Source organism: Streptomyces sp. NPDC034111 (assembly GCF_055575375.1).
The window spans coordinates 416,708-440,713 of the sequence record NZ_JBVIST010000001.1; the positions used below are offsets into that span (position 1 = coordinate 416,708).

19 protein-coding genes are annotated in these 24,006 nt (G+C 71.5%); 12 read left to right on the plus strand and 7 right to left on the minus strand.

The window, feature by feature from the left end; genetic code table 11:
- Nucleotides 1-127: 127 nt before the first annotated feature.
- From ACZ55A_RS01875 to ACZ55A_RS01885, 3 genes are all read left to right on the plus strand, one after another.
- Nucleotides 128-751, plus strand: a complete 624-nt coding sequence (locus ACZ55A_RS01875; protein ID WP_468831644.1) for a GntR family transcriptional regulator — start codon at nt 128-130, stop codon at nt 749-751.
- A gap of 309 nt (nt 752-1,060) precedes the next feature.
- Nucleotides 1,061-3,766 (plus strand): pyruvate dehydrogenase (acetyl-transferring), homodimeric type, encoded by a 2,706-nt coding sequence (gene aceE, locus ACZ55A_RS01880; protein ID WP_468831647.1) that lies wholly within the window; start codon nt 1,061-1,063, stop codon nt 3,764-3,766.
- A gap of 484 nt (nt 3,767-4,250) precedes the next feature.
- A complete protein-coding gene (locus ACZ55A_RS01885) occupies nt 4,251-5,282 on the plus strand; it encodes a helix-turn-helix transcriptional regulator (protein ID WP_468831650.1) in 1,032 nt (343 codons plus the stop codon).
- A gap of 17 nt (nt 5,283-5,299) precedes the next feature.
- Here ACZ55A_RS01885 and ACZ55A_RS01890 read toward each other — a convergent pair whose 3' ends face one another.
- Nucleotides 5,300-6,202: an SDR family oxidoreductase gene (locus ACZ55A_RS01890; RefSeq protein WP_468834532.1), complete on the minus strand. Its 903-nt coding sequence runs from the start codon at nt 6,200-6,202 to the stop codon at nt 5,300-5,302.
- A 416-nt stretch (nt 6,203-6,618) separates the two neighbouring features.
- The gene (locus ACZ55A_RS01895) at nt 6,619-8,550 is read right to left on the minus strand and encodes a hypothetical protein (protein WP_468831653.1); all 1,932 of its coding nucleotides are present in this window, start codon (nt 8,548-8,550) and stop codon (nt 6,619-6,621) included.
- A gap of 314 nt (nt 8,551-8,864) precedes the next feature.
- Between ACZ55A_RS01895 and ACZ55A_RS01900 the strand changes: the two genes are divergently transcribed.
- The 3 genes from ACZ55A_RS01900 (at nt 8,865) to ACZ55A_RS01910 (ending at nt 11,901) form a co-directional block, all read left to right on the plus strand.
- Nucleotides 8,865-9,383, plus strand: coding sequence for a DUF4240 domain-containing protein (locus ACZ55A_RS01900; protein ID WP_468831656.1), 519 nt, complete (start codon nt 8,865-8,867; stop codon nt 9,381-9,383).
- Nucleotides 9,384-9,486: 103 nt separating this feature from the next.
- Nucleotides 9,487-10,371, plus strand: a complete 885-nt coding sequence (locus ACZ55A_RS01905; RefSeq protein ID WP_468831659.1) for a TIGR01777 family oxidoreductase — start codon at nt 9,487-9,489, stop codon at nt 10,369-10,371.
- Nucleotides 10,372-10,596: 225 nt separating this feature from the next.
- Nucleotides 10,597-11,901, plus strand: a complete 1,305-nt coding sequence (locus tag ACZ55A_RS01910) for an NAD(P)/FAD-dependent oxidoreductase (protein WP_468831662.1) — start codon at nt 10,597-10,599, stop codon at nt 11,899-11,901.
- Nucleotides 11,902-11,965: 64 nt separating this feature from the next.
- On the opposite strand, the gene ACZ55A_RS01915 is transcribed toward ACZ55A_RS01910, so the two are convergent.
- Nucleotides 11,966-13,423: a regulator gene (locus ACZ55A_RS01915; protein WP_468831665.1), complete on the minus strand. Its 1,458-nt coding sequence runs from the start codon at nt 13,421-13,423 to the stop codon at nt 11,966-11,968.
- A 294-nt stretch (nt 13,424-13,717) separates the two neighbouring features.
- Here ACZ55A_RS01915 and lipB point away from each other — a divergent pair, with 294 nt between their 5' ends.
- The 4 genes from lipB to ACZ55A_RS01935 all read left to right on the plus strand — a co-directional run bounded on the left by lipB (nt 13,718) and on the right by ACZ55A_RS01935 (nt 16,767).
- Nucleotides 13,718-14,533: a lipoyl(octanoyl) transferase LipB gene (gene lipB, locus ACZ55A_RS01920; protein WP_468831668.1), complete on the plus strand. Its 816-nt coding sequence runs from the start codon at nt 13,718-13,720 to the stop codon at nt 14,531-14,533.
- A gap of 120 nt (nt 14,534-14,653) precedes the next feature.
- Complete coding sequence (gene lipA / locus ACZ55A_RS01925) at nt 14,654-15,604, plus strand: lipoyl synthase (protein WP_400067353.1); 951 nt, start codon at nt 14,654-14,656, stop codon at nt 15,602-15,604.
- Between the two features lie 214 nt (nt 15,605-15,818).
- A complete protein-coding gene (locus ACZ55A_RS01930; protein ID WP_468831672.1) occupies nt 15,819-16,037 on the plus strand; it encodes an SCO2195 family GlnR-regulated protein in 219 nt (72 codons plus the stop codon).
- A gap of 10 nt (nt 16,038-16,047) precedes the next feature.
- The gene (locus tag ACZ55A_RS01935) at nt 16,048-16,767 is read left to right on the plus strand and encodes a DUF4191 domain-containing protein (RefSeq protein ID WP_468831675.1); all 720 of its coding nucleotides are present in this window, start codon (nt 16,048-16,050) and stop codon (nt 16,765-16,767) included.
- A 132-nt stretch (nt 16,768-16,899) separates the two neighbouring features.
- Here the strand turns inward: ACZ55A_RS01935 and ACZ55A_RS01940 are convergent, their stop codons facing one another.
- The gene (locus ACZ55A_RS01940; RefSeq protein ID WP_468831677.1) at nt 16,900-17,367 is read right to left on the minus strand and encodes an RDD family protein; all 468 of its coding nucleotides are present in this window, start codon (nt 17,365-17,367) and stop codon (nt 16,900-16,902) included.
- Between the two features lie 291 nt (nt 17,368-17,658).
- Between ACZ55A_RS01940 and glnA the strand changes: the two genes are divergently transcribed.
- Nucleotides 17,659-19,068 carry a type I glutamate--ammonia ligase gene (gene glnA, locus ACZ55A_RS01945; protein ID WP_468831680.1) on the plus strand — a complete coding sequence of 470 codons (1,410 nt, stop codon included), beginning with the start codon at nt 17,659-17,661 and terminating at the stop codon, nt 19,066-19,068.
- A 118-nt stretch (nt 19,069-19,186) separates the two neighbouring features.
- Here the strand turns inward: glnA and ACZ55A_RS01950 are convergent, their stop codons facing one another.
- A complete protein-coding gene (locus tag ACZ55A_RS01950) occupies nt 19,187-20,233 on the minus strand; it encodes a beta family protein (protein WP_468831683.1) in 1,047 nt (348 codons plus the stop codon).
- 222 nt (nt 20,234-20,455) lie between these two features.
- Nucleotides 20,456-20,767 (minus strand): hypothetical protein, encoded by a 312-nt coding sequence (locus ACZ55A_RS01955; protein WP_468831686.1) that lies wholly within the window; start codon nt 20,765-20,767, stop codon nt 20,456-20,458.
- A gap of 156 nt (nt 20,768-20,923) precedes the next feature.
- On the opposite strand from ACZ55A_RS01955, the gene ACZ55A_RS01960 reads away from it, so the two are divergent.
- Nucleotides 20,924-22,093 (plus strand): hypothetical protein, encoded by a 1,170-nt coding sequence (locus ACZ55A_RS01960; protein ID WP_468831689.1) that lies wholly within the window; start codon nt 20,924-20,926, stop codon nt 22,091-22,093.
- A gap of 48 nt (nt 22,094-22,141) precedes the next feature.
- On the opposite strand, the gene ACZ55A_RS01965 is transcribed toward ACZ55A_RS01960, so the two are convergent.
- A complete protein-coding gene (locus ACZ55A_RS01965; protein ID WP_468831692.1) occupies nt 22,142-23,983 on the minus strand; it encodes a choline/carnitine O-acyltransferase in 1,842 nt (613 codons plus the stop codon).
- Nucleotides 23,984-24,006 lie beyond the last annotated feature (23 nt).

Here is a 24,006-nt window from a genome sequence, read left to right on the forward strand (position 1 = left end):
CCGTACAGCATCCGTACGGACCGGGGCCGGCCCCTTTGCGGCTCTCCGACCCCGTTCGCCCTCCGGGCCCTTCCGTCCGTCACGGATAATGGCCTCCTCGTCACCATCCGCTCTGAAGGAGCACCTCATGACCCCGCCCGTCGTCCATTCGCTGCGCGAGCAGATCCGCGAGCACATCCTCGAGGGGATCGTCAGCGGCCGCTGGCAGCCGGGCGAGCGGATCGTGGAGCGGCGGATCGCGGTGGAGCTGGAGGTCAGCCAGACGCCCGTACGGGAGGCGCTGCGGGAGCTGGAGTCGCTTCAGCTGATCGAGTCGGCTCCGAACAAGGGCGTACGGGTACGGAATCTGACCGCGGACGACCTGAAGGAGAGCTACCCGGTGCGGGCCGGGCTGGAGCAGGTGGCCGCGGAGCTGGCCGCCGGACGGCTGGCCGAGGACACCGCGGCGCTGGAGCGCGAGGTGGCGGCCCTGCGCGAGGCGGATCTGGCGGGCGACGGGGAGGCGCAGGTACGGCACACGGTGGCCTTCCACCGGGAGATCGTGCGGGCGGCCGGGAACGCCGTGCTGCTGCACACCTGGGAGTCGCTGGGGATCGAGGTCTGGACGACGCTGTCGATCCGCTGGTTCAGCCCGGAGCCGCGCTCGCACGCCCAGGACCACCAGGAGATCGTGGACGCCTTCCAGCGGCGCGACCCGAAGATCGGTGCGCTGCTCAAGGCACATGTGCTGAGCTGCGCTCCAAGGGTCTGAGGGGCGGCAGGCCGAGGGGCTGAGACCCCTCCGGCCGAGGGTCTCGGGGCCGTCCGGAGCAGCCTCCCACTCCTGGCACGCGGTGCCTAAAAATGCGGCACCCCGTGCCGACCTGCGGTTTCTTCTTCGCTGAGCGTTGATCGATCATCGATCAGAGGCGTATCGTCTTCGCTCGGGGCGCGACACCCTGCCTGCCGAACCTGCCGATCTCGCCTCCGGGTGTCGCCGGGACCCCGCCGTACGCCCCAGGGCGCGGCCCGGTCCCGGCGACACCCCTGAGCTTCCCTCCCGTCCGGAAAGGGGCCACCCATGCCCGACCCCGTGCGCCTGCCGTACAGCCAGCTCGACCAGCTCCCGGACCGCGACCCCGAGGAGACGGCCGAGTGGCGCCAGTCGCTTGACGCCGTCACCGAGGCAGCGGGCCCGCATCGCGCCGCGTACCTGATGCGCCGTGCCCTGGAGCACACCGCGCGCACCGAAGGGACCGCCCTGCCGTCCCTGCTGGAGACGGACTACGTCAACACCATCCCGACCTCCGCCGAGCCCGAGTTCCCGGGCGACGAGGCGATGGAGGCCCGGATCACGGCCTGGAACCGCTGGAACGCCGCCGCCATGGTCACCCGTGGCTCCAAGCTCGGCCTCGGCGGTCATATCGCCACCTTCGCGTCGGCCGCCTGGCTCTACGAGACCGGCTTCCAGCACTTCTTCCGCGGCAAGGAGGGACTCACCTCCGAAGGCTCTGACGGCTCCGGCGACCAGCTCTACATCCAGGGCCACGCCTCCCCCGGCATCTACGCCCGCGCCTTCCTCGAAGGCCGCCTCACCGAGGACCACCTCGACCACTTCCGCCAGGAGGCCGGCGGCGAGGGCCTGCCGTCCTACCCGCACCCCCGGCGCCTCCCCTGGCTGTGGGAGTTCCCCACCGTCTCCATGGGCCTGGGCCCGCTCTCGGCGATCTACCAGGCGCGCTTCAACCGCTACCTGGAGCACCGCGGCATCAAGGACACCGCCGGCTCGCACGTCTGGGCGTTCCTGGGCGACGGCGAGATGGACGAGCCCGAGTCGACCGCCGCACTCGCGCTGGCCGGCCGCGAAGGCCTGGACAACCTGACCTTCGTCATCAACTGCAACCTCCAGCGGCTCGACGGTCCGGTCCGCCCCAACTTCAAGATCGTGCAGGAGCTGGAGGCCCAGTTCCGCGCGGCCGGCTGGAACGTCGTCAAGTCGCTGTGGGGCCAGGCCTGGGACGAGGTCTTCGCGCTCGACACCGACGGCGCGCTGATCCGGCGCCTCGGCGAGACCCCCGACGCGCAGTTCCAGACGTACGCCACCCGCGACGCCGCCTACCTGCGCGAGCACTTCTTCGGCGCGAACGAGTCGCTTCAGGCCATCGCCCGTACGCTCTCCGACGCCAAGCTACTGGAGCTGTTCCAGACCTCCCGGGCCGGCCACGAGCCGCGCAAGGTCTACGCCGCCTACAAGGCCGCCGTCGATCACAAGGGCGCGCCGACCGTCATCCTGGCGCAGACCGTCAAGGGCTACACCCTCGGCGCGGGCTTCGAGTCCCGTAACGCCAACCACCAGATGAAGAAGCTCACCATGGCGGAGTTCCGCACCATGCGTGACGTGCTCGAACTCCCCATCCCGGACAGTGCGCTGGAGGGCGACCAGGTGCCGTACTGGCGCCCGGCCGAGGACTCCCCCGAGATGGCCTACCTGCGCGCCCGCCGCGCCGCCCTCGGCGGCCCGGCCCCCGCCCGCAAGGTCATCCCCAAGCCGCTCCCGCTCCCCGCCGACAAGGCCTTCGACGCCCTGAAGAAGGGCTCCGGCAGCCAGGAGATCGCCACCACCATGGCGTTCGTCCGGCTGGTCAAGGACCTGATGCGGGACAAGGAGACCGGCAAGCGCTGGGTCCCGATCGTCCCCGACGAGGCCCGCACCTTCGGCATGGAGTCCCTCTTCCCGACGGCTGGTCTGTACTCCCCCCGGGGCGCGACGTACGACCCCGTCGACCGGGATCAGCTGCTCTGGTACAAGGAAGCCAAGGACGGCCAGATCCTCAACGAGGGCATCACCGAGGCCGGTTCACTCGCCGACTTCACCGCCGCCGCGACCTCGTACGCGACGCACGGCGAGCCGATGATCCCCTTCTACATCTTCTACTCGATGTTCGGCTGGCAGCGCACCGCCGACCAGTTCTGGGCGCTGGCCGACCAGTTGGGCCGCGGCTTCGTCATCGGCGCCACCGCCGGCCGTACGACCATGACCGGCGAGGGCCTCCAGCACGCCGACGGCCACTCCCACCTCATCGCGTCGACCAACCCCGCGGCGCTCTCCTACGACCCGGCCTTCGCCTACGAGGTCGCGGTCATCGTCAAGGAGGGCCTGCGCCGCATGTACGGCGCGACGGATGCCCACCCCGCCGGCGAGGACATCTTCTACTACCTCACGGTCTACAACGAGACCAAGGTCCAGCCGCCCATGCCGGAGGGCGTCGAGGAGGGCATCCTCAAGGGCCTCTACCGCTTCAAGGAGGCCGAGGCCCCGGCCTCCGACGCCCCCCGGATGCAGCTGCTCGCCTCCGGCACCGCCATCCACTGGGCCCTGGAGGCGCAGCAGCTGCTGGCCGCCGACTGGGGCGTGGCCGCGGACGTCTGGTCGGCACCATCCTGGACGGAGCTGCGCCGCGACGCCCTGGAGTGCGACGCCGCCCGTATGGAGGGCGACGACCGCATCCCGTACGTCACCCGCGCGCTGGCCGGCGCCCCCGGCCCGGTCGTCGCGGTGAGCGACTGGATGCGGGCGGTCCCGGACCAGATCGCCCCGTGGGTCGAGCAGGACTGGACCTCCATCGGCACCGACGGCTTCGGCCTCTCGGACACCCGCGAGGCGGCCCGCCGCCACTTCGGCGTCGACCCGCAGTCCGTGGTCGTCCAGTCCCTGGCCGCCCTGGCCCGCCGCGGCGAGGTCAAGCCGGAGGCCGTCAAGGAGGCGAAGGAGCGCTACGGCCTGTGACGGGTGAACGGGCGGCCCGGCCGAAACCGGCGCCGCCCGCCCCCACCCTCACAGCCACGCAGAACTCCCGTGCGGAGGACACCTTCCCGCGCCCGGACCCTCCGCACGGGAACCCAAACCGGCCCGGCCGACCACGCCCTGACTACGGCCGGGCCTTTCCTTCTTTGGGGGCGACGCGGGGCCCCCTTGCAGAGGGACGCGGGGCGGACCTTTCGGGGCGACGCGGGGCGGACCTCTCGGGGGCGACGCGGGGCGGACCTCTCGGGGGCGACGCGGGGCGGCCTCCTGTTTTCCGCGAGGCCCCTCTTTTTTCCCCGCCGCCCACCCCCCCTTCGGGGGGTGGGCGGGTGTAGTGGGGCCAAGTGCCGCGTGCGGGGGGCCGCGCACATGCGGGGCGGGCGGGCCCACGGCCCGTGGTGGGCAAGGGCCGGACGCCGGCCACCGGCCGCCGGGCGTTGTCAGTGGTCCCCTGCATGATGGGGATATGCGTGCTGCACGGCTGATCAAGATGGTGTTACTGCTCCAGTCGCGGCCTTCGATGACGGCCGCCGAGCTGGCGCGGGAGCTGGAGGTGTCCGAGCGTACGGTCGCGCGCGACGTGCTCTCCCTCTCCGAGGCCGGGGTGCCCGTTTACGCGGACCGCGGCCGGACCGGCGGCTACCGCCTCATAGGCGGCTACCGCACCCGCCTCACCGGCCTCGGCCGCAGCGAGGCGGAAGCGCTCTTCCTGTCCGGAGTGCCGTCCGCACTGCGCGAGATGGGGCTCGCGGATGCCGCGTCCGCCGCCCGTCTGAAGGTCTCCGCCGCGCTGCTGCCCGAGTTGCAGGACGCCGCGACGGGCGCCGCCCAGCGCTTCCATCTCGACGCGCCCGCCTGGTACCAGGAGCCCGAGACGCCCGCACTGTTGCCCGTGATCGCCGATGCGGTCTGGGACGACCGCCGGATCACCGCCCGCTACCTCCGCAAGGACACCGAGGTGGAGCGGGAGTTGGAGCCGTACGGCCTCGTGCTGAAGGCGGGGGTCTGGTATCTGGCGGCGCGTACGCAGGGGGACTTCCGGGTGTACCGGGTCGAGCGGTTCACTGCCGTGGAGCCGGCCGTGAAGTCGGCCATGGGATACGCCATGGGATCCGCCATGGAGTCCGTACCGGAGGGCGGGGGGCGTTTCGAGCGCGACGCCTCGTTCGATCTGCCCGCCTTCTGGGCGGAGCGGGCCGCACAGTTCGCGCGCTCGATCCTGCGCGAGGAGGTGGTGCTCCGGCTCTCGGCGCGCGGGGTGCGGCAACTGCCGTACGTCACCGAGCGTGCGGCGGCCCGCGAGGCGATCGACGAGGCGCAGACGGCCGGCGGCCCCGACGAGCGCGGCCGGCTGACCGTCAGACTGCCCGTGGAGTCCGCCGAGGTGGCCTACGCACAGCTGCTGGCGCTCGGCCCGGAGGGCGAGATACTCGAACCCCCCGAGCTGCGTGAGCGGTTCGCGGCGGCCGCCCGTGAGACGGCCGCCCTGTACACGTAGCCGGGGGGGAGGCGGAGCTACCGGTAGTCCGCCGCGTCGGCGTCCTTGCCGCCGAAGACCACGTCCTCGAAGTAGCCGAAGCCGTCCGGGCGGGAGCCGTCCACGTCGGTGAAGTCGTACTCCTTCGCCAGTTGGCCGCTGGAGAGGGACTGCCCGGTCCAGCGCTGCTTGTCGGGGTCGGCGGCGAGCGCCCGTACGGCGCGGGCGATCAGGGCCGGCGACTCGGCGATGGCGAAGTGCGGCTCCTTTGCCACCGCATCGCGCCAGTTCTCCTCGGTCACCCCGAAGTGGTCCAGCATCTCCTCGGACCGCAGGAATCCGGGGGTGAGCGAAACCGCCGTGCCGCCGTGCCCGGCCAGCTCGTCGGCGAGGCCGAAGGCGATGCGGTGCGGGGCGTTCTTGGTGAGGTCGAAGCAGAGGTTGCCGCGGTAGCGGCGGTTGAAGGCGGCGGTGCCGTCGGTGACCTCGACGACCAGCCCGCCGGGCCGCCGGATCAGCAGCGGCAGCGCGTAATGGCCGGTGATGAGGTGGGTGTCGATGCCGAGCCGGAACATCCGCAGGCCCTTGTCCAGATCGAGGTCCCAGAGCTTGGTGTCGAACTCGATCAGCCGGTCGCCGCCCCAGACGCTGTTGACCAGCACATCCAGTCGTCCCTGCTCCCGGTCGATGCGCTCGGTCAGCGCCTTGACCTGCGCCGGCTCCAGATGGTCGGTCGGTACGGCGATCCCGGTGCCACCCGCCGCGGTGACCAGCTCCGCGGTCTGCTCGATCGTCTCCGTGGGCCGGCCGACCTCGCTGACCCGCTCCCGGGTCGTCCGCCCGGTCACGTACACCAGGGCGCCGGCCCGGCCCAGCTCCACCGCCATCGCCCGGCCCGCGCCCCGGGTCGCCCCGGCGACCAGCACCACCCGGCCCGCCAGTTCCGCCCCCTGCCCCGCGGGAGCTGCCCCTCCGTCCGGCTCGGCCCGTCCGCCCCTCGCCGTCTGTCCGCCCGGTTCTGCCTGTGCCGCCACGTATGCCACTCCTCGGTGTCAGGTGTCAGGTGTCACCCACGTGTCAGGTGTCACGTGTCAGGTGTCTCGCATCCGTACACGGCGACATTCGCAGCTAATCCCGACACCTTCTGTCCGGTATCGGCTCCGGCACGAGTCGGTTCCGGTTCGCCAGTTCCCGTCCGGTCCGGACTCGTCGGTTGTCCGGTTCTCCGTCCGGCCCGTACGCGTCGGCCGGTCCCCCGTACGACCGTTCCAACTCCGGGGCTCCCGTACATCCGGTCCTGAGGCCGCAGCGCCCGTAAGGCCGGTCCTACGGCCCAGCTCCCACACGACCGCCACCCTCACCGCAGCGCCCGTACGCTCCCGCCGTCCCGTAGCCGCCCGACCACCTCCGCAGGCGCGGGCTGTCCGGCCGGTGCGGTGAGGGTGGCGGTCGTGGAGGTGGCCCGTACGCCGCCCGTGGCGTCGAGGCCGGCGATCCGGCTGCTGCCCGCCGCCAGCAGGTACCACTTGCCGGATGCCGCCTGCCAGTTGACGTCTCCGACCACCTCCGGACCGAACCGGCTACAGGCCGCGGTGTCGGCGGCCCGGCCCACGATCCGTCCGGGATCGGCCGGACGTACGGCGGGCGGCAGGAACCGGACGGTCACGCTGCCGGGCCCGCGCCAGGTGTCGGCGCGGCTGCAGACCCAGGTCGCCCTGCCGCCGCCCTCGGGGAGGGGCTGTTCGGCGAACGCCCAGTTGTTGACGGACCGCACACCGGCGCCCCGTAGCGTCCCCAAGGAGCAGGCTGTACGGGCCCAGTTCTGCAACGCCACGGGATCGGTGGCCTCGCGCGGCACGACGTCCGGGTCGGGGGCGCCGGCCTGCGCCGGCAGGGAGGCGGGGGGCGTTGCGGTGAGATGGACGGGGACGAGGTCGTCGAGGTCGGCCAGCAGGAAGGCGGGGGCGTTCGCCCCGAGCCGCGTCGAGGGGCGGAATTGCGCCACCGGCCAGCGTCCGCAGCCGGTGCCCGCCGGGGGCGGGGTGGCGATCCGGTCGGTCACGCCGTCCGGCGCGACATGCAGGCCGTGCGGCGGAGCGCCCGGCGCCAGCAGATCGCGGGTGGTGACCTCGGAGATCCACGGCGCGAGCAGATAGCGCATCCAGCCGTTGCCACGGCCGATCACCAGCCCCGCACCGGTCGTCAGGTCGGCGTCGTCGACCCGGGCGAAGTGCAGGGTGGGGGTGGCGTCTTCGGGTTCGGCGTAGCGGACCAGGCGCTCGCCGTCGTGGAGGACGACGACCATGACGTTGTCGATCAGCCCGGCGTACAGCAGCTGCGGCGGATGGTCCGGCGGGCGGGTGGAGGTGCCCGCGGTCGCGGTGATCCGGGCGTCGGCGGGTGGCGCGGCCCAGACCCGCAGCGCCCGCCCCAGCAGCTCCTGGTCCCCGGCTTGCCGGCCGCGGGCGGGCCAGGCGGTGAAGTCGACGCGCGAGGTGTCGGCCCACTGCTCGTTGGGCGTACGCAGCAGCCGGGCCGGGTCCAGGGCCTGCTGGGCGGCGGTCCTGGTACGGGCCCGCTGGTCACCGTCGTCCGGCACCGCCGCCACGACCACCGCCAGCGCCACCGCGCCGATCGCCGCCACGGCCGCCAGCGCCACCGAGGTCCGCAGCCGCTGCCGGCGGCGCAGCAGGTCCGTCGGCCGGGTCTGCACCGTGCACGGGTCGAACTCCCCCGAGTTCAGCAGCGCCGCGGCGCCGACCACGGTCTCCCGGTCCAGTTGCCCGGCCAGCCGCTGCGCGGCGTCCGGGTCCTCGGTCCCGGCCCGCTCCAGTACGGTGCGTGCCGCGTCCTCGTCCAGGCCCTCCAGGTGCCACAGCCCGATGGCCGCCCGTACCGCCGCCGGGACGGCGGACAGCGCCTGGTCCAGGGCGAGTTCATCGGCGCCGCCGGCCCGGGGGAAGAGCCGCAGCCCCCACACCACGGGGACGGGCGGCGGCGGGTGGCCCGGCCGTCCCTCGTACGCCAGGGCCATCCGCAGGATCCGCAGCCGTACGGCGTCGTAGCCGCCCTCGGGTGCCGGACCGCGCTGGGCCGGCAGCCCCCGGGCCGGCCGGCGGCGGAGGGCCCGCGGAAGCGCCCGCTGGACCAGGCCGTGGGCGGTCAGGACCCGGCGGTGGCGGCCCATCGACGGGGGCAGGACGAGGTAGGCGAGGCGGACGAGCCGTGGATAGTGCTCGACGATGACCGCCTCGGCCCGTTCGACATCGGCCCGGGTGCGTTCGTCCATGGGCATGGCCTGGAACAGCCCTCCACGCATTGTCAGCTTTGTCGTCTATGCCGTCGTTCGGTCGTTGCAAGCCTTCCAACGAGTGATTCTTTGGACGGTCACACGCACGGGGGCCGCGCCGGCGGGTCCGGACGACCCGTCACCAGCCCCCGTCACCGCCGTCACTCTTCTCCGTCCGACCGGTCACCGGCCCGCCACCGACCCCTCCGCCGCCCCGCCACCTTCCCGGAGGACCGCCGTCCGGATAACGACACGGCCGCATCCGGGGGACTCCGCATGCGACGCGCGGCGGCAGGGCAGATGCTGGAGCGGTGATGGACGAGACGGAGTTCTGGGAGCTGATCGACGGTTCCCGCGAGGCCGCCGAGGGCGACCCCGAAGAGCAGGCCGACGCACTGGTCGAACGGCTGCTCGGCCGCGACCCGGATGCCGTCGTGGACTTCGCCCGCCACTTCGAAGCCCGCTACAACCGGGCGTACACCTGGGACCTGTGGGCCGCGGCCTCGGTGATGCTGGGCGGTGCCAGCGACGACGCCTTCGACTACTTCCGCTGCTGGCTGATCGGCCAGGGCCGGGAGGTCTTCGAGGGTGCGCTGCACGACCCGGACCACCTCGCCGAGCTGCTGGACGACTTCGACGAAGCGGTGGACGGCGACGCCGAGGAGCTCGGTTACGCGGCCGACGAGGCGTACGAGCAGATGACCGGCGGCGTGATGCCGGATCTGGGGCTGCCCCCGCCGCCCCGCGAACCGCTCGGCACCTACGTCGACTTCGACGACGACGAGACGCTGGCGGAGCGCTTCCCCACCCTTTGGGACCGTTTCAAGCCATAGCCATAGCCGTAGCGACAGCCATAGCAGAAGCCGGTCCGGGCGCCCCGGCCCCCGGACACGCCGTATGCCGCCGTCGGCGCGGCCCGGCGGGCAGTATGGGCCCATGCGGATCGCGATCACCGGCTCGACCGGACTCATCGGCACGGAACTCGTACGCTCGCTGCGCGCGGACGGTCATGAGGTCGTCCGGCTCGTACGGCGTGCGCCCACGGCCGCCGACGAGGTGCGCTGGGACCCCAAGGCGCAGCGGGTCGACGCGGCCGGGCTGGCCGGCTGCGAGGCGGTGGTGCACCTGGCCGGTGCCGGGGTCGGCGACCACCGCTGGACGGCCGCGTACAAACAGGAGATCCGCGACAGCCGGGTGCTGGGCACCCGGGCCATCGCCTCGGCACTCGCCTCGATGGACACCCCGCCGCGGGTCTTCGTGAGCGGCAGCGCGATCGGCTACTACGGCGACACCGGTGACCGGCGGGTGGACGAGACCTCGCCGGCCGGTTCGGGGTTCCTGCCGGAGGTTTGTGTGGCCTGGGAGAACGCCGCGAAACCGGCCCAGGACGCGGGGATCCGTACCGTCCTCGCCCGCACCGGACTCGTCGTGGCGCGCGCGGGCGGCGCCTGGGGCCGGCTCTTCCCGCTCTTCCGGGCCGGCCTGGGCGGGCGGCTCGGCGACGGCAGCCAGTACTGGAGCTTCATCTCCCTGCACGACCACATCAGGGCGCTGCGCCACCTCCTCGACACCGAGGAGCTGACCGGTCCGGTGAACCTCACCGCCCCGGAGCCGGTGACCAACCGCGAGGTCACCGCCGTCATGGGCCGGGTGCTGAACCGGCCCACGCTCCTCACCGTCCCCGCGCCGGTGCTGCGGATCGCCCTCGGGGACTTCGCCGAGGATGTGCTGGGCAGCCAGCGGGTCATCCCGCGGCGGCTGCTGGATTCCGGGTTCGCCTACGACCATCCGCGCATCGTCGAAGCGGTACGGGCGGCCTAGGCCTGTCTTCCGCGGCCGGTGCGGGTGGCGCGGCCGTCCAGGCGTCGTAGACGCCCCGCCCCCGGCAAGCCTTGGCCAAGGGTGCTTCGGCGCGCCCTGGACGCCCCCTGTCGCACGCGCCCCCCGCCCCCTACCGTCCTCCCACACACCACGCGGCATCCCGCGCACCCGCACCGGGCATGACAACGTTGCGCCGCCGCTGGAACCGATCTCCGGGAGGGGCTTGTGCTGCGCACCGCATCGACCGTGGACGTCGTCATCGTGGGAGCCGGCCCGGCCGGTCTCGCCGCCGCCCGCCATCTGACCGGCGCCGGAGTGTCGGTCACCGTCCTGGAGGCCGCGGAACGGATCGGCGGCAGGTCCGCCACCGACCGTCTCGACGGCTTCCGGCTGGACCGCTGCGGCCGGCCGCTGGCGGTCTCCGCCGCCGAGCTGCGCCGTACACCGGGGCTGGAAGAGCTGACGCTGCGTCCGTTCGCGCCCGGTCTGAGCGTCCACAACGGCCAGCGGGTGCAGCGCATCAGCGCACCCCGGAGCACAAGGGGCGCACTCTCCGCAGCGCGCGCCCTCTCGCGCGCCGACCGCTGGTCCCACCCGCACCCGGACCACCGCACCGACCGCGCCACCCCGTCCGCCCTCCCGCCCCCCGACCGTCCCCTCCGCGACGCCCTGGCCAGCCGCCCCGCCTTCCCGCCCCGCGCCCATGACGCCTTTCTGCGGCCGCTGCTGGCCGCGCTGCTCTGCGATCCGCGGCTGCGCGGGTCGACCCGGGGTGCGACGGCCGCGCTCCGAGCGTACGCCGAGGGGCGGCTGTGGCTGCCGGGCGGCGGCTCCTCGGCCGTCCCCGAACTGCTCGCCGCCGCGCTGCCGCCCGGCACGGTCCGTACGTCGGTCCGGGTCACCTCGGTCTCCATCACGGGCGTCAGCACCGCCGAACACGGCTCCATCCCCTGCCGTGCGGTCCTGGTGGCCACCGGCGCCCGCGACGCGGCCAAACTGCTGCCGGGGCTGCGGGTGCCCGCCTTCCACCCCGTGGCGGTGCTGCACCACACCGCCGGAGCCCTGCCCGGCGGCCGTGGCGCGGCGTTCCGGGACACCACCCTGGTACTGCCGACGGACGGCCCGGTCGCCTACAGCTACCTCGCCGGCGCGATCGACCCGTCCCGTACGCCGCCCGGCCGGTCGCTGATCACCACGACCGTGCTCGGCGGCGCGGCGGCGCTGCCGCTGTCCGTCCTCGACAAGACGGTCCGGCCCCAGCTGGAGCGGATCTACGGGGCACGGGCCGACGACTGGGAGCTGCTGACCGGCCATCACGATCCGTACGCGGTCCCCGCGATGCCGGCGCCGCACGATCCGGAGCGCACCGTGCGGGTGCTCGCCGGTCTCTACGTGTGCGGCGACCACCGCGACACCAGCACCCTCCAGGGCGCGCTGAACTCGGGCCGCCGGGCCGCCCGTGCGCTCCTCCAGGACTTCGGCCTGCCGGCCCTGACCACGGAGCCGGACACCCTGCGGGCGGCGGCCTGACCGGCGCGGCGACGGACGGGGCCCGGCGGCTGCCGACCGGGCCCCGTCCGCGTACGGCCGCCGGTCAGCCCAGCGCCGCCACCCGCTCGCGATAGCCACGCACCGCCGCCGCATCGCGGTACGGCTCCAGCCGGCGCTCGAACTCCCTGACGTACTCATGGGCGCGTACGGACCGCATCTCGGAGGCCTGGAGCGCCGCCTCGGCCCCCAGCGTGCAGGCCTGCTCCAGCTCCCCCAGGCCCAGCCGCGCGGTCGCCAGCACCACCCGGCAGAACAGCCGGCTACGGGCAAACCCGGCGGCGCGCAGCTGGAGGGAGCGTTCGGCGTGCTGGGAGGCCGCGCGGTACTGCTGGAGATCGCGGTGGCAGTGCGCCAGCTCGTCGGCGAGCTGCGCCTCGTCGAAGAAGCGCGCCCAGTACGGGGTGTCGTCGCCGGGCCTGGCGCTCTCCAGCGCGCGTTCCGCCCGGGCCAGCGCCGCGGTGCAGGCCCGGACCTCGCCCAGCACGCCATGGCCGCGCGCCTCCGCGGCGTGCAGCAGCGCCTGGACGGCCGGCGGGGCGCTGCTGCCGATGCCCTGCTGCGCGACGCGCGCCAGCTGGACGGCCTCTCTGCCGTGCCCCAGATAGACAGCCTGCCGGCTCATCGTCACCAGGACGTAGGAGCCGTACGCCCGGTCGCCGGCGGCCTGCGCCAACCGGAGGGCCTGGACGAAGTACCGCTGTGCCAGGCCGTGTGCGGCGATGTCGTACGAGGTCCAGCCCGCCAGCCGGGTCAGATCGGCCGCGGCCGCGAAGAGCCGGCGGCCGGTGGCCTCCCCGTAGGTGCCGCGCAGCATCGGCTCGGCCTCGTGCTCCAGATAGCGCACCAGGGCCTGCCGGGCGTGGCCGCCCCCGTAGGCGTGGTCCAGCGCCCGGAACAGCTCGCCGACCGAGCGCAGCGCGGCGATGTCGCCGGAGGTGACCCGGGAGCCCTCGGTGCGGTCGACCCGGTCGGTACGGCGCTGCCGCGGCACCGAGGCCCGGCCGCCCTGGGCCGGCACCCGGCCCGCGGCCTCGCCGGCCGGTTCGCCGCGGGCGACCCGGTCGTCGGGGCGGCCGATCAGCCAGTCCCGGCTGGGCACCACCAGCCCGGCCGGGGTGAAGGCGATCTTGCGGAGTTCGGCATGGCTGCCGGAGTCCTTGCGCCACAGGCCGCTGACGATGTCCACCGCCTCGCTGGGCGTCGAGGCGAACTCCAGCCCGGCGTACACCGGCGCACAGGCGTCCAGCCCGAGGTCCTGGGCGGACAGTCGGCGGCCGAGCCGACGGGTGAACACCTCGGCGATCAGTGCGGGGGTGGTGCCCCGCGGCTGCTGGCCGCGCAGCCACCGGGTCACCGAGGTCTTGTCGTAACGGAGGTCGAGCCCATGCTCCAGGCCGAGTTGGTCAACCCGTCTGGCCAGGCCGGCGTTGGAAAATCCCGCCTCGGCGATGAGTGCGGCCAGCTGGCGGTTGGGTGTGTGGTGCGGGGGTCGATCCGTCATCAGCTTTACCGGTCTCCTGCCTTCCGGGTCGGGCAGCCGGGTTCGGCGGACCCTGTCCGGCATGCTCATCGCCCTCGTGGAACGGCGTGAATGTAACGGCCTTCGGGGCCGTTCTCGCCGCCTGCGGCCTGCGTTCATCCGATCGTGTGAGCAGGGGCGGGGGCTCCTCCGGGGGTGCGCCCACCGGCCGCCTGAAGGGTCCGGAACCGGCCGCCGTACCCTTGCAGGGGCGCCGGGCACCGGAAGGACATCAACCTTGCCGCCCCGGCAACAGAGGTTCGAAGAGGAGCTGCCGTGACTGCGATCTCTCGGGGGGAGACCCCCGTACCCGAGGGGCTGCGCTTTGTGCATCTGGGCTTCGGCGCCGAGGCGGTGGACTACGAGTCGGCGTGGCAGGAGCAGCGCCGGGTGCACGCCGCCCGGTTCGCCGACGAGGTGCCCGACACCTGTCTGCTGCTGGAGCACCAGGCCGTGTACACCGCGGGCCGGCGCACGACCGACGACGAGCGCCCCCTGGACGGGACCCCGGTCATCGACGTGGACCGCGGCGGCAAGATCACCTGGCACGGGCCCGGCCAGCTGGTGGGCTACCCCATCCAGAAGCTGCCGCGCCCGGTCGACGTCGTCGCGCACGTCCGCCGTCTCGAAGAGGCGCTGATCCGCGTCTGCGCCGACTTCGGTGTCGAGGCCTCCCGGGTCGAGGGCCGCAGCGGGGTGTGGAAGCTGGGCGACCCGGTCGAGGAGCGGGCGGCCCTGGGCGGGCTGAACCTCGACTTCGACCCGCGGCTGGCGGACGAGCTGTTCGACCCGCGGCTCAACGGCCCCGAGTACGCCCCGTCCAACGCCGGCCAGCGACGCGAGGACCGCAAGCTCGCCGCGATCGGCATCCGGGTCGCCAAGGGCGTCACGATGCACGGCTTCGCGCTGAACGTGAACCCGGACAACACCTCGTTCGACAAGATCGTCCCGTGCGGCATCCGGGACGCCGGCGTCGCCTCGCTCGCCGGGGAGCTGGGCCGCGAGATCACCATCGCCGAGGTGCTGCCGGTCGTCGAGAAGCATCTGCGGGACGTCCTGGAGCACGCCGAGCTGCTGCCGAGGGCCGTATGACCGGCCCCGTGGTGCGGGAATGCGCCCCTTCCACCGGGCGTTGTCATGCGCGTAAAGACGTGCGAATCATCGGGCGTACCCTGGTGTACGCCGTAGAAACGAAGTCGTAGGGAGCCGGACGTGTCCGCAGTCGCACCCGACGGACGCAAGATGTTGCGCCTGGAGGTCCGGAACAGCCAGACCCCGATCGAGCGCAAGCCCGAGTGGATCAAGACCCGGGCGAAAATGGGTCCCGAGTACAACCACCTCCAGGGCCTGGTCAAGAGCGAGGGTCTGCACACGGTCTGCCAGGAGGCGGGCTGTCCCAACATCTTCGAGTGCTGGGAGGACCGCGAGGCGACCTTCCTCATCGGCGGCGACCAGTGCACCCGCCGCTGCGACTTCTGCCAGATCGACACCGGCAAGCCGCAGGAGCTGGACCGCGACGAGCCCCGCCGGGTCGCCGAGTCCGTGCAGACCATGGGCCTGAAGTACGCCACGATCACCGGCGTCGCGCGCGACGACCTGGAGGACGGCGGCGCCTGGCTCTACGCCGAGACCGTGCGGCAGATCCACGCCGCGATGCCCGACACCGGCGTCGAGCTGCTGATCCCCGACTTCAACGCGGTCCCCGAGCAGCTCGCCGAGGTCTTCTCCTCCCGCCCCGAGGTGCTGGCCCACAACGTCGAGACGGTCCCGCGGATCTTCAAGCGGATCCGCCCCGGCTTCCGCTACGAGCGTTCGCTGGAGGTCATCTCCAAGTCCCGTGAGGCCGGTCTGGTCACCAAGTCCAACCTGATCCTGGGCATGGGCGAGGAGCGCGAGGAGATCAGCCAGGCGCTCCAGGACCTCCACGACGCGGGCTGTGAGCTGATCACGATCACCCAGTACCTGCGCCCGTCGGTCCGCCACCACCCCATCGAGCGGTGGGTCAAGCCGGCCGAGTTCGTCGAGCTCAAGGAAGAGGCCGAGGAGATCGGCTACGCCGGTGTCATGTCCGGCCCGCTGGTCCGCTCCTCCTACCGCGCCGGCCGCCTTTACCAGCAGGCCATCGAGCGGCGCGAGGTCGAGGCGTCCAGTCAGGCGGTTTGACGCTCCCGGCGCGCGTCCTTGTGAAACGTGGCACATGCTGGAAACGCGGCCCGCACTCCCCCAGGACGGGGGGCGTGGCGGGCCGCGTCAACGTTTCATTGGTGTTTGACCGGCAGGTCATCCGTTGGTAACACCTTTCCGTGACGATGGATGTACGCACCGCTCCCGCACCTCTCCTGCTTCATCGATCGCCGACCCGAGGGAGTCACCCACCATGCAGGCCGCGCCGCTCCGCGCCACCCCCGCCCTCCCCATCCCCTCCGTCACCGGTGCCCTGCGCGCCGTCGAGGCCGTCCTGATGCGCAGCGGGCAGCGCACTGCCCGCCGTAATGCCTGGACGTCGGTCCTGGAGGACCGCCGCCGCGCCAAGGACCGGTACGAGGCCGAGTACGTACTGGAGGCCGCGGCGACCCGCCGTCCCCAGGCCACGTAGACTGCGCTGTATGGCGAGGAAGGTAAACGCTGAGGGCGCTGCCGGCGCTGCCGGCGCCGAGAACCCCGGGCGACTGAAGCAGATCGCCCTGACCTACAAGATGACCCGTCGGGTCGACTCCAAGGTCGGTCTAGTCGTCGCTGGTGTAGGCATCGTCGTATTCGGCGTTCTCCTTGCCATCGGCTTCGTGATCGGCCACCCCATCTACGCGGGAATCCTGGGCTTCGTCCTGGCCTTCCTCGCAATGGCGATCGTCTTCGGACGGCGCGCCGAGCGCGCTGCCTTCGGGCAGATGGAGGGCCAGCCCGGTGCGGCGGCGGCCGTGCTGGACAACGTCGGGCGCGGCTGGACGGTCACCCCGGCGGTGGCCATGAACCGCAACCAGGACGTGGTGCACCGCGCGGTCGGCAAGGCCGGCATCGTGCTGGTCGGCGAGGGCAACCCGAACCGTCTCCGGGGGCTGCTGGCCGCGGAGAAGAAGCGGATGGCGCGCACGGTTGCGGACGCCCCGGTGCACGACATCGTGGTGGGTGACGGTGAGGGCCAGGTGCCGCTGAAGCGGCTCCGTACGACCCTGCTGAAGCTGCCGCGTGTACTGCCCGGCGCCCAGGTCACCGCGGTCAACGACCGGCTGCGTGCGCTGGGCGACCTGATGAGCAATATGCCGGTGCCGAAGGGTCCGATGCCGAAGGGCATGCGGATGCCCAAGGGCGGCGGCAAGATGCGCTGAGCCGATCGGCTCGTATCCCTGTGACATGTGATACGGGTGGGGCCCGGGACCATGACGGTCCCGGGCCCCACCCGTATCCAGGCGTTTCCGTACCGGACCCGTATCGGGCGCATCCGGTACCGGCGGCTTCCGCTACATCCGGACCTGGACGGCGCGCACCAGGCGGTCGTGCAGTCCCCGTCCGTCGCGGTCCCAGACCACGGCGGGGATGACCACGACGAGCAGGAGCGTACGCAGCACGACCCGCGGCAGCGGGATCCGGCCGCCGCCCTCGGCGAGCACCCGCAGACCCAGCAGCCGCTTGCCCGGCGTGAAGCCGACCGTGCCGACCGTCAGCACGCTGAGCACCGCGAAGATCACCAGGGCCCAGTTGCTCGCCGACTGCGCCTTGCCGCCGCTGAGCAGTCCGTAGGCGATGAGCAGGCACAGCGCCCAGTCGATGAAGAGCGCGGCGAAGCGGCGCCCGGGGCGCGCCAGCGAGCCCGGCCCCTCCTCCGGCAGCCCGAGCCGCTGCCCGCGGTATCCGAACTCGACACCCATGTCCTCCGCCGCCGCGCGGGGCCCGGAGATCCACGATCCGATTGCTTGCCTGTTGTCCACCCGACCACGGTACTGCGACCGCATACGTTCGCTTCGCGGAGGTCGGCCGCGGGCGGGGCGGGCCCGTGGCGGCGCCGGACCGAGGGCATCACAGAGGGGTCCGTAATGCGCCTTTTGGGCGCACACTGGGGGGTAAGAGCGACCGCGCGGCGGTTAACCTCGGCGAAACAAATGGGTCATGCTTGGGAAATCCCGCCTGCCTATGGTCGGGCGAGCGCGCCACCGCACATGGTCGCGTTCCGAGTAGCAATCCCGCGTCCGCCGACCGGTGACCGGGCTAGGAGGAGTTGGATGTTCCAGAACGCCGACGAGGCCAAGAAGTTCATCGCGGACGAGGACGTCAAGTTCATCGATGTCCGTTTCTGCGACCTGCCCGGTGTGATGCAGCACTTCACGATCCCGGCAGCGGCCTTCGACCCGGCCGACGAGCTGGCGTTCGACGGCTCCTCGATCCGCGGTTTCCAGGCCATTCACGAGTCCGACATGGCTCTGCGCGCCGACCTGTCCACCGCTCGTGTGGACCCGTTCCGCCGCGACAAGACGGTCAACGTCAACTTCTTCATCCACGACCCGATCACGGGCGAGCAGTACAGCCGTGACCCGCGCAACATCGCCAAGAAGGCTGAGGCCTACCTCGCCTCCACCGGCATCGCGGACACCGCGTACTTCGGCCCCGAGGCCGAGTTCTACGTGTTCGACAATGTGCGCTTCGAGACGAAGTCGAACGAGTCGTTCTACCACATCGACTCCGAGGCCGGCGCCTGGAACACCGGGTCGGAAGAGAACAACCGCGGCTACAAGGTCCGCTACAAGGGCGGCTACTTCCCGGCCCCGCCGGTCGACCACTTCGCCGACCTGCGCGCCGAGATCTCCCTGGAGCTGGACAAGGCCGGCCTCCAGGTCGAGCGCCAGCACCACGAGGTCGGCACCGCCGGCCAGGCCGAGATCAACTACAAGTTCAACACCCTGCTCGCCGCCGCCGACGACCTGATGCTGTTCAAGTACATCGTCAAGAACGTCGCCTGGCGCAACGGCAAGACCGCGACCTTCATGCCCAAGCCGATCTTCGGCGACAACGGCTCCGGTATGCACGTCCACCAGTCGCTGTGGCAGGCGGGCGCGCCCCTCTTCTACGACGAGCAGGGCTACGCCGGCCTCTCGGACACCGCCCGCTACTACATCGGCGGCATCCTCAAGCACGCCCCGTCGCTGCTGGCCTTCACCAACCCGACGGTGAACTCCTACCACCGCCTGGTCCCCGGCTTCGAGGCCCCGGTCAACCTGGTCTACTCCCAGCGCAACCGCTCCGCGGCCATGCGCATCCCGATCACCGGCTCGAACCCGAAGGCCAAGCGCGTCGAGTTCCGCGCCCCGGACCCGTCCTCGAACCCCTACCTGGCGTTCTCCGCCCTCCTCCTGGCGGGCCTGGACGGCGTCAAGAACAAGATCGAGCCGGCCGAGCCGATCGACAAGGACCTCTACGAGCTCGCCCCCGAGGAGCACGCGGGCGTCCCGCAGGTCCCCACCTCCCTCCCGGCCGTCCTCGACGCCCTCGAAGAGGACAACGAGTACCTCCAGCAGGGCGGCGTCTTCACCGCCGACCTGATCGAGACCTGGATCGACTACAAGCGCACCAACGAAATCGCCCCGATCCAGCTGCGGCCGCACCCGCACGAGTTCGAGCTTTACTACGACATCTAAGAACAGCCCGGCATTGCTTCAGGCCGTCGGCCGCGCTCTTCCGTTCTCGGAAGGCGCGGCCGACGGCCGTTTTCGGGCCCCGATCTGTTTTGAGCTTGCCGCTGCCAAAACGTGCACCTCACGCGTCGTGGGCCAACTCGGAGGTGACCACTGCGAGGTGATGAGACGTGGCCCAGGCCCTCCACTCCGTGCCGCCTCCTGCCTTCGCCCGCTGACGACGGGCGCACTCCAGCAGCCGGGCGTCGCCCCACGACGTACGTGGGCCGGTCGTCGGCCAGTACGGTGAGGCCACGAGGTCATGGCTCAGTACGAAGAAGTCGTCGTTGCCGGAACGGATCCGGGGATAGACGAAGACCTGCCAGTCGGTTTCTGTGGTGTAGCGCATGTTGGGGTCGGGGGTCCCTCGCGATTTCACTGGCATCCGCGGATGTGTGACTCCGAAGTCCCCAAAGTCAGGCGACTCGCCGTGCCAGCGCTCAACGATCTGCCGCCACAGCCGCACATCATGCCGTGCGACAGCGGTCGGCCTCCCCCTCGGAAAGCCGTTGAGGTTTACCGGAAAGGCCCCGGCCGCGACGCAGATGTGGCGCCACGGCCAGATGGCCAGACGATCCAATGCCGTGAGAACGCGCTCTTCGAGGGCTTCTGCGTAAGCGCTTGTGTGGACGGGCCCAGCGTCCAACAGCAGGTCTATTTCGTCTGCCTCCGCCGGCACGGCTTTCAACAGGCGGCGCACGCTCTCCAGCTCGGGAACCGGCTCCCCTGCGTAGGGTGGTGTGACCGCGATACGCAAGCAAGCGCCCCTCCCGTGCGCAGCCATGGCGTCACGGATTTCAGCCACCGACTGGCCGTCATCCGTGAGTCGTACTACGGGGCACAGCACTACGTCTCTGAGGGCGAGGGACTCACTCACCCGCGCAACGGGCCCGCCGACATCACCGTCAAGGACCTGTCTCACCGGTAGCGCGCCACAGTCGACCGTCAGCGTCTCGCCCGGCGGTATCGCATCCATGGCGCGATCGCAGAAGGTTTCGAGGATGTCTCGTACATCCGGGTCGGGGACAACTTCCATGACGGGCCGGAGGTGCGCTCTCACCTCGGGGGTCGCATGCTCAAGGGCCTTGAACTCACCGGCCTTGCCCTTGAGAATCGGCACATAGACCATCGGCCACCCCCGCGCGCTGCACCCACCCTGTCGGCTGACGAATGCGCTGCCCCTTACAGGGTGGCTCGGAGTCGGACCAGGTGGACAGATGCCATATCAGGCCATCCGGCCGGAAATCGCCCCGCCAGCGGTTCTGTGTCGGGGCCTTCAGGCCGTCGGCCGTGCCTTCCGAGAACGGAAGAAGACGGCCGACGGCCTTTTAGCGTGGGTCAGCAGGGGCGGCTATTCCACGGCGTAGGAGAGCGTGTAATCGGCTCCGTACCTTTTGAAGTGCAGCTTGCGGTTGCCGGGTTCGGTGGTGATGACGCGGAGTCCGAGCAGGTCGTCCGGGTCCATGCCGCCGGTGTCTTCTTCGAGCAGGGCGACGCCGATTTTGTCCTTGAACCTGATGGTGTAGTCGACGTCGTAGGTGCCCCCCTCGACGACGTTCCCCCGCCAGACGACCTTGTCGTGGACGTAGATCGCGGGCTCGTCCTGGCCGGTCCAGTCCTCGCTCACGGTGCAGGTGAGCGTGCTCAGGTAAAGTAGCGCCATTTTTCTGCTTCCCCATGGTCGGGTGGTGCTGTTCGTGCCTACGCGCTCGAATGCTTCCGCAGCGCGATCAACGTTCCCTAAACGTGGGACGGGGGCGTGGGCCGGGTGGCGTAATCCGGGGTGCGTGGGGGGTGGGGGTCGGCCAGGGTCGCGCTTATGACGGGTGGTCAGCAGGGTGCGCCGACGGATGTCCGGCCTTCGCTCTTCGGGCATCCGGTCGCGTGGTGGCGGGACCGGCGGCGGAGGTGTGTCGACAAGGAGATCGAGTCGGGCTCGTGGGAGCTGCGGGAGGCCATTCTTTCCGGGATCAGTGAGCTCACGGCGCTGGTGCTGCACGCGGAGACACCGTCGAAGAAGGAGGAGCAGCTGGCGGCGGCGATTCAGCGGGAGCTGGCGGCCGCCGGGGAGAAGCTTGCGCATCGTGAGCATCCCGGTCACCGGGTCGGTTCCCATGTGGCGGTGGCGCAGATTCATCTCAATGCGGCGCGATCCATGTATCTGAAATTGATTCCCGCCGCGGAGGTGGAGCCATGGCTTCCTGGCTTGGTGGCCCTGGTCATGGAGCACCTTGCGGAGAAGGATCCGCGGCGGCAAGCGGTCCAGAAGATGTGGAAGTCCCGCGGGACGCTGGACCGGGGAACTGTCGAGACGCTGATCGACGCGGTGAGCGCGGCACGTATGGAGGCTCTGCGTGAGCAGCTTCGGGTCGGCAGTTTTGTGCGGATCGTCAAATTCGTGGCGGGTGGCCTGACGGTGGCGGCAATTGCGGTCGCTGTGCTCGGCGGATTCTTTCCGCATACCGTTCCGCTGTGCTTCGCGCCGGAGAATCCGCCCGGCCAGAAGGCGGGCGGTGCCGGTTTCATCGTGGTCTGCCCGACAAACAGCGATCCGGCCCCCACGGGCAGCGACCGAAATCAGGAAATGGCCGGGATTTCCTCCGGCGCGGATTACGTGGTGGTGGAAATCGTCGGGATGGTGGCCGCAATGATCGCCGCGGCGTCGGCGTTGCGGCGGATCAATGGAACGGCCACTCCTTATCCCGTTCCGGTGGTTCTGGCCTTGCTGAAACTGCCCACCGGTGCGCTGACCGCCGTGCTCGGGCTGCTGCTGATGCGCGGGGGTTTCGTCCCCGGGCTGAGTTCCCTTGAATCGTCCGCCCAGATCATCGCCTGGGCCATTATCTTCGGCTATTCGCAGCAGCTGTTCACCAAATTCGTGGACCGGCAGGGGCAGGCGCATCTGAATGCCGTACGGTCGCCGGCCGGTACGCCCCCGCCCCAGGGGCCGCCGTCGGATGCGAATCCCGGTGGGCAGGCGGATACCTGAGGCGGTCCCGGAGGGGCGGCGGGCAACCGGCGGCGGGCGGCTGGGCGCTTATGCCGTCAGCAGTGTGCGGAGTTCGTGCACCGCCTCGCGGAGGCGGTCCGCGAAGGTGTGCATCTGGTCCGCCACCGGGCGGGGCGTGCTCAGGTAGAGGTTGAAACGGTCCGGGAGGAGCACATAGGCGACGCCGATACAGCGGCTGCTGGTGGAGCCGAAGCCGAAGTACTGGATGTGCTGGGAGGGCGCGGAGCTGGTGCTCAGGTAGTCGTCGCGCATGGTGCACCAGCCGGGGGTGCGGTAGAGGGCGGGCTGTTCGGTGACGCCGAGTTCCGGGCCGCGGCGGCGCTGGATGAGTTCGAGTTCCCAGAGGTGCTGTTCGGGGGCGTCGCCGGCCTGGCACTCCTTGGCGCGGGTGACATGGGCCGCGGCGGCGGTGCGGAGCGCGGTGCGGCGGGTGTCCGGGGTGGTGGTGGGGTCCTCCATCGTGGCGACGAACTCGACGATCTCGGGGGTGACGACGCGCATCGCCTCGGTACGGCCGCGCCGCCACTGCCGGGTGGCGATCGACTCGTAGGTGGCACCCAGGTGTCCCTTGGCGCGCTGGTGGGCGAGCTGGTACGCGAGCTGGACGAAGGCGTCCGGGGAGACGCCCAGGGATTTGGCGGTGTTGGCGCCGAAGTCGTCGAAGGCGACGGTGCGGGTGGCGGTGTCCGCGCCGTACTGGGCGAACGCGGCGGCGGCGGAGTGCACTTGGGCGCGCAGCGCGTCGTCCAGGTGGAAGGTGAGGGGCGCCAGGGCGGGCAGGCCCTGGGAGCGGGCGCCGGACCGGCGGGAGTGTTCCTCGGCGGGGGTGGCGAGCAGCGCGTCGACGAAGCTGAGGATGGTGGTGCCGTCCAGTCCGCAGTGTTCGACGTTGATGCCTGCCTGGCCGTCGGCGAAGACGATGAAGGAGACGGCCTTGTCGAACCAGCGGTTGCCGCGGTCGCCGTAGAGCAGTTCGTCGCAGGTCTGCTGGGTGTCCGCGGGGGCGAAGTCCTCCAGGCAGACGCAGAACAGGGCGGTCTCGATGTCGTCGAGGGCGTCGGCGTTGCGGGGGTGGCTGAGCAGGGTCTCGCGGGCGGCGGCCCACTCGGCGCGGGCCATGGTGGTGAGGTGGCCGACCGGGGCGTCCGGTTCCGTGCCGGTGCCGGTCTTGATGACGGCGCTCAGGCCCGCCTTCAGGTCGTCCAGGCTGTGCGGGACGCCGTCGGCGCCCAGGACGTCCAGCTTGAACATGCCGCCGCGGAAGAAGACCACGATGTGCCGGGCTTCGGACGGGCCCGGCCACTGCGGTGTGTACGGGGCGCGCACGGTGTCCAGTTCCGCGCCGGGGATCCGGGTGGTGGAGAACAGGAACTTGTTCTGCTCCATGGTCTGGGGCCGGCCGCGCTGGAGTACGGGAGGGATGGCCTCCCGGTCGAGCTGGTGCTTGTAGTGGAGGGAGCCGGCGATCAGACCGGCCGCCCGCTCCACCTGGGACTGCGGCGCTCCCGGGCCGGCGTCCTGGAAGAGGAAGAAGAAGTTGGCGTTCAGCGCGATCCGGTCCCGGCGGCCCAGGTAGCGGTACGGCCAGAAGGTGTCGAGCCAGCTGTGCACGCCTTCCGTGGCGTCGTACTCCTCCAGGGCGGCCTGAAGCACCCGGCCGGGGCCGCCGGGCCGGAGGAAGGCGGCCACCTCCGCCTCGGTCGCCGCCAGCTCCTCGGCGGTCAGCAGCGGCCTGCACCAGGCGAGGAACCGCTCACAGCTCTCCTCCAGGGAGGGCAGCGGGACACGCGGAAGGGTGTCCTCCAGAGCGAAGGTCGGGGTGGTGGCGGGGGTCGTCGGGGTGGCTGCTGCGCCCTGACTGTGGGTCACGTCCGGTCTCGATTCGGGTCGTC

Bases quoted from the DNA above. Each gene is read 5' to 3' on its own strand.
- ACZ55A_RS01875 (WP_468831644.1), top strand. From the start codon at position 128: ATGACCCCGCCCGTCGTCCATTCGCTGCGCGAGCAGATCCGCGAGCAC.
- aceE (WP_468831647.1), top strand. From the start codon at position 1,061: ATGCCCGACCCCGTGCGCCTGCCGTACAGCCAGCTCGACCAGCTCCCG.
- ACZ55A_RS01885 (WP_468831650.1), top strand. From the start codon at position 4,251: ATGCGTGCTGCACGGCTGATCAAGATGGTGTTACTGCTCCAGTCGCGG.
- ACZ55A_RS01895 (WP_468831653.1), bottom strand. From the start codon at position 8,550: ATGGACGAACGCACCCGGGCCGATGTCGAACGGGCCGAGGCGGTCATC.
- ACZ55A_RS01900 (WP_468831656.1), top strand. From the start codon at position 8,865: ATGGACGAGACGGAGTTCTGGGAGCTGATCGACGGTTCCCGCGAGGCC.
- ACZ55A_RS01905 (WP_468831659.1), top strand. From the start codon at position 9,487: ATGCGGATCGCGATCACCGGCTCGACCGGACTCATCGGCACGGAACTC.
- ACZ55A_RS01915 (WP_468831665.1), bottom strand. From the start codon at position 13,423: ATGACGGATCGACCCCCGCACCACACACCCAACCGCCAGCTGGCCGCA.
- ACZ55A_RS01930 (WP_468831672.1), top strand. From the start codon at position 15,819: ATGCAGGCCGCGCCGCTCCGCGCCACCCCCGCCCTCCCCATCCCCTCC.
- ACZ55A_RS01935 (WP_468831675.1), top strand. From the start codon at position 16,048: ATGGCGAGGAAGGTAAACGCTGAGGGCGCTGCCGGCGCTGCCGGCGCC.
- glnA (WP_468831680.1), top strand. From the start codon at position 17,659: ATGTTCCAGAACGCCGACGAGGCCAAGAAGTTCATCGCGGACGAGGAC.
- ACZ55A_RS01950 (WP_468831683.1), bottom strand. From the start codon at position 20,233: ATGGTCTATGTGCCGATTCTCAAGGGCAAGGCCGGTGAGTTCAAGGCC.
- ACZ55A_RS01955 (WP_468831686.1), bottom strand. From the start codon at position 20,767: ATGGCGCTACTTTACCTGAGCACGCTCACCTGCACCGTGAGCGAGGAC.
- ACZ55A_RS01960 (WP_468831689.1), top strand. From the start codon at position 20,924: ATGACGGGTGGTCAGCAGGGTGCGCCGACGGATGTCCGGCCTTCGCTC.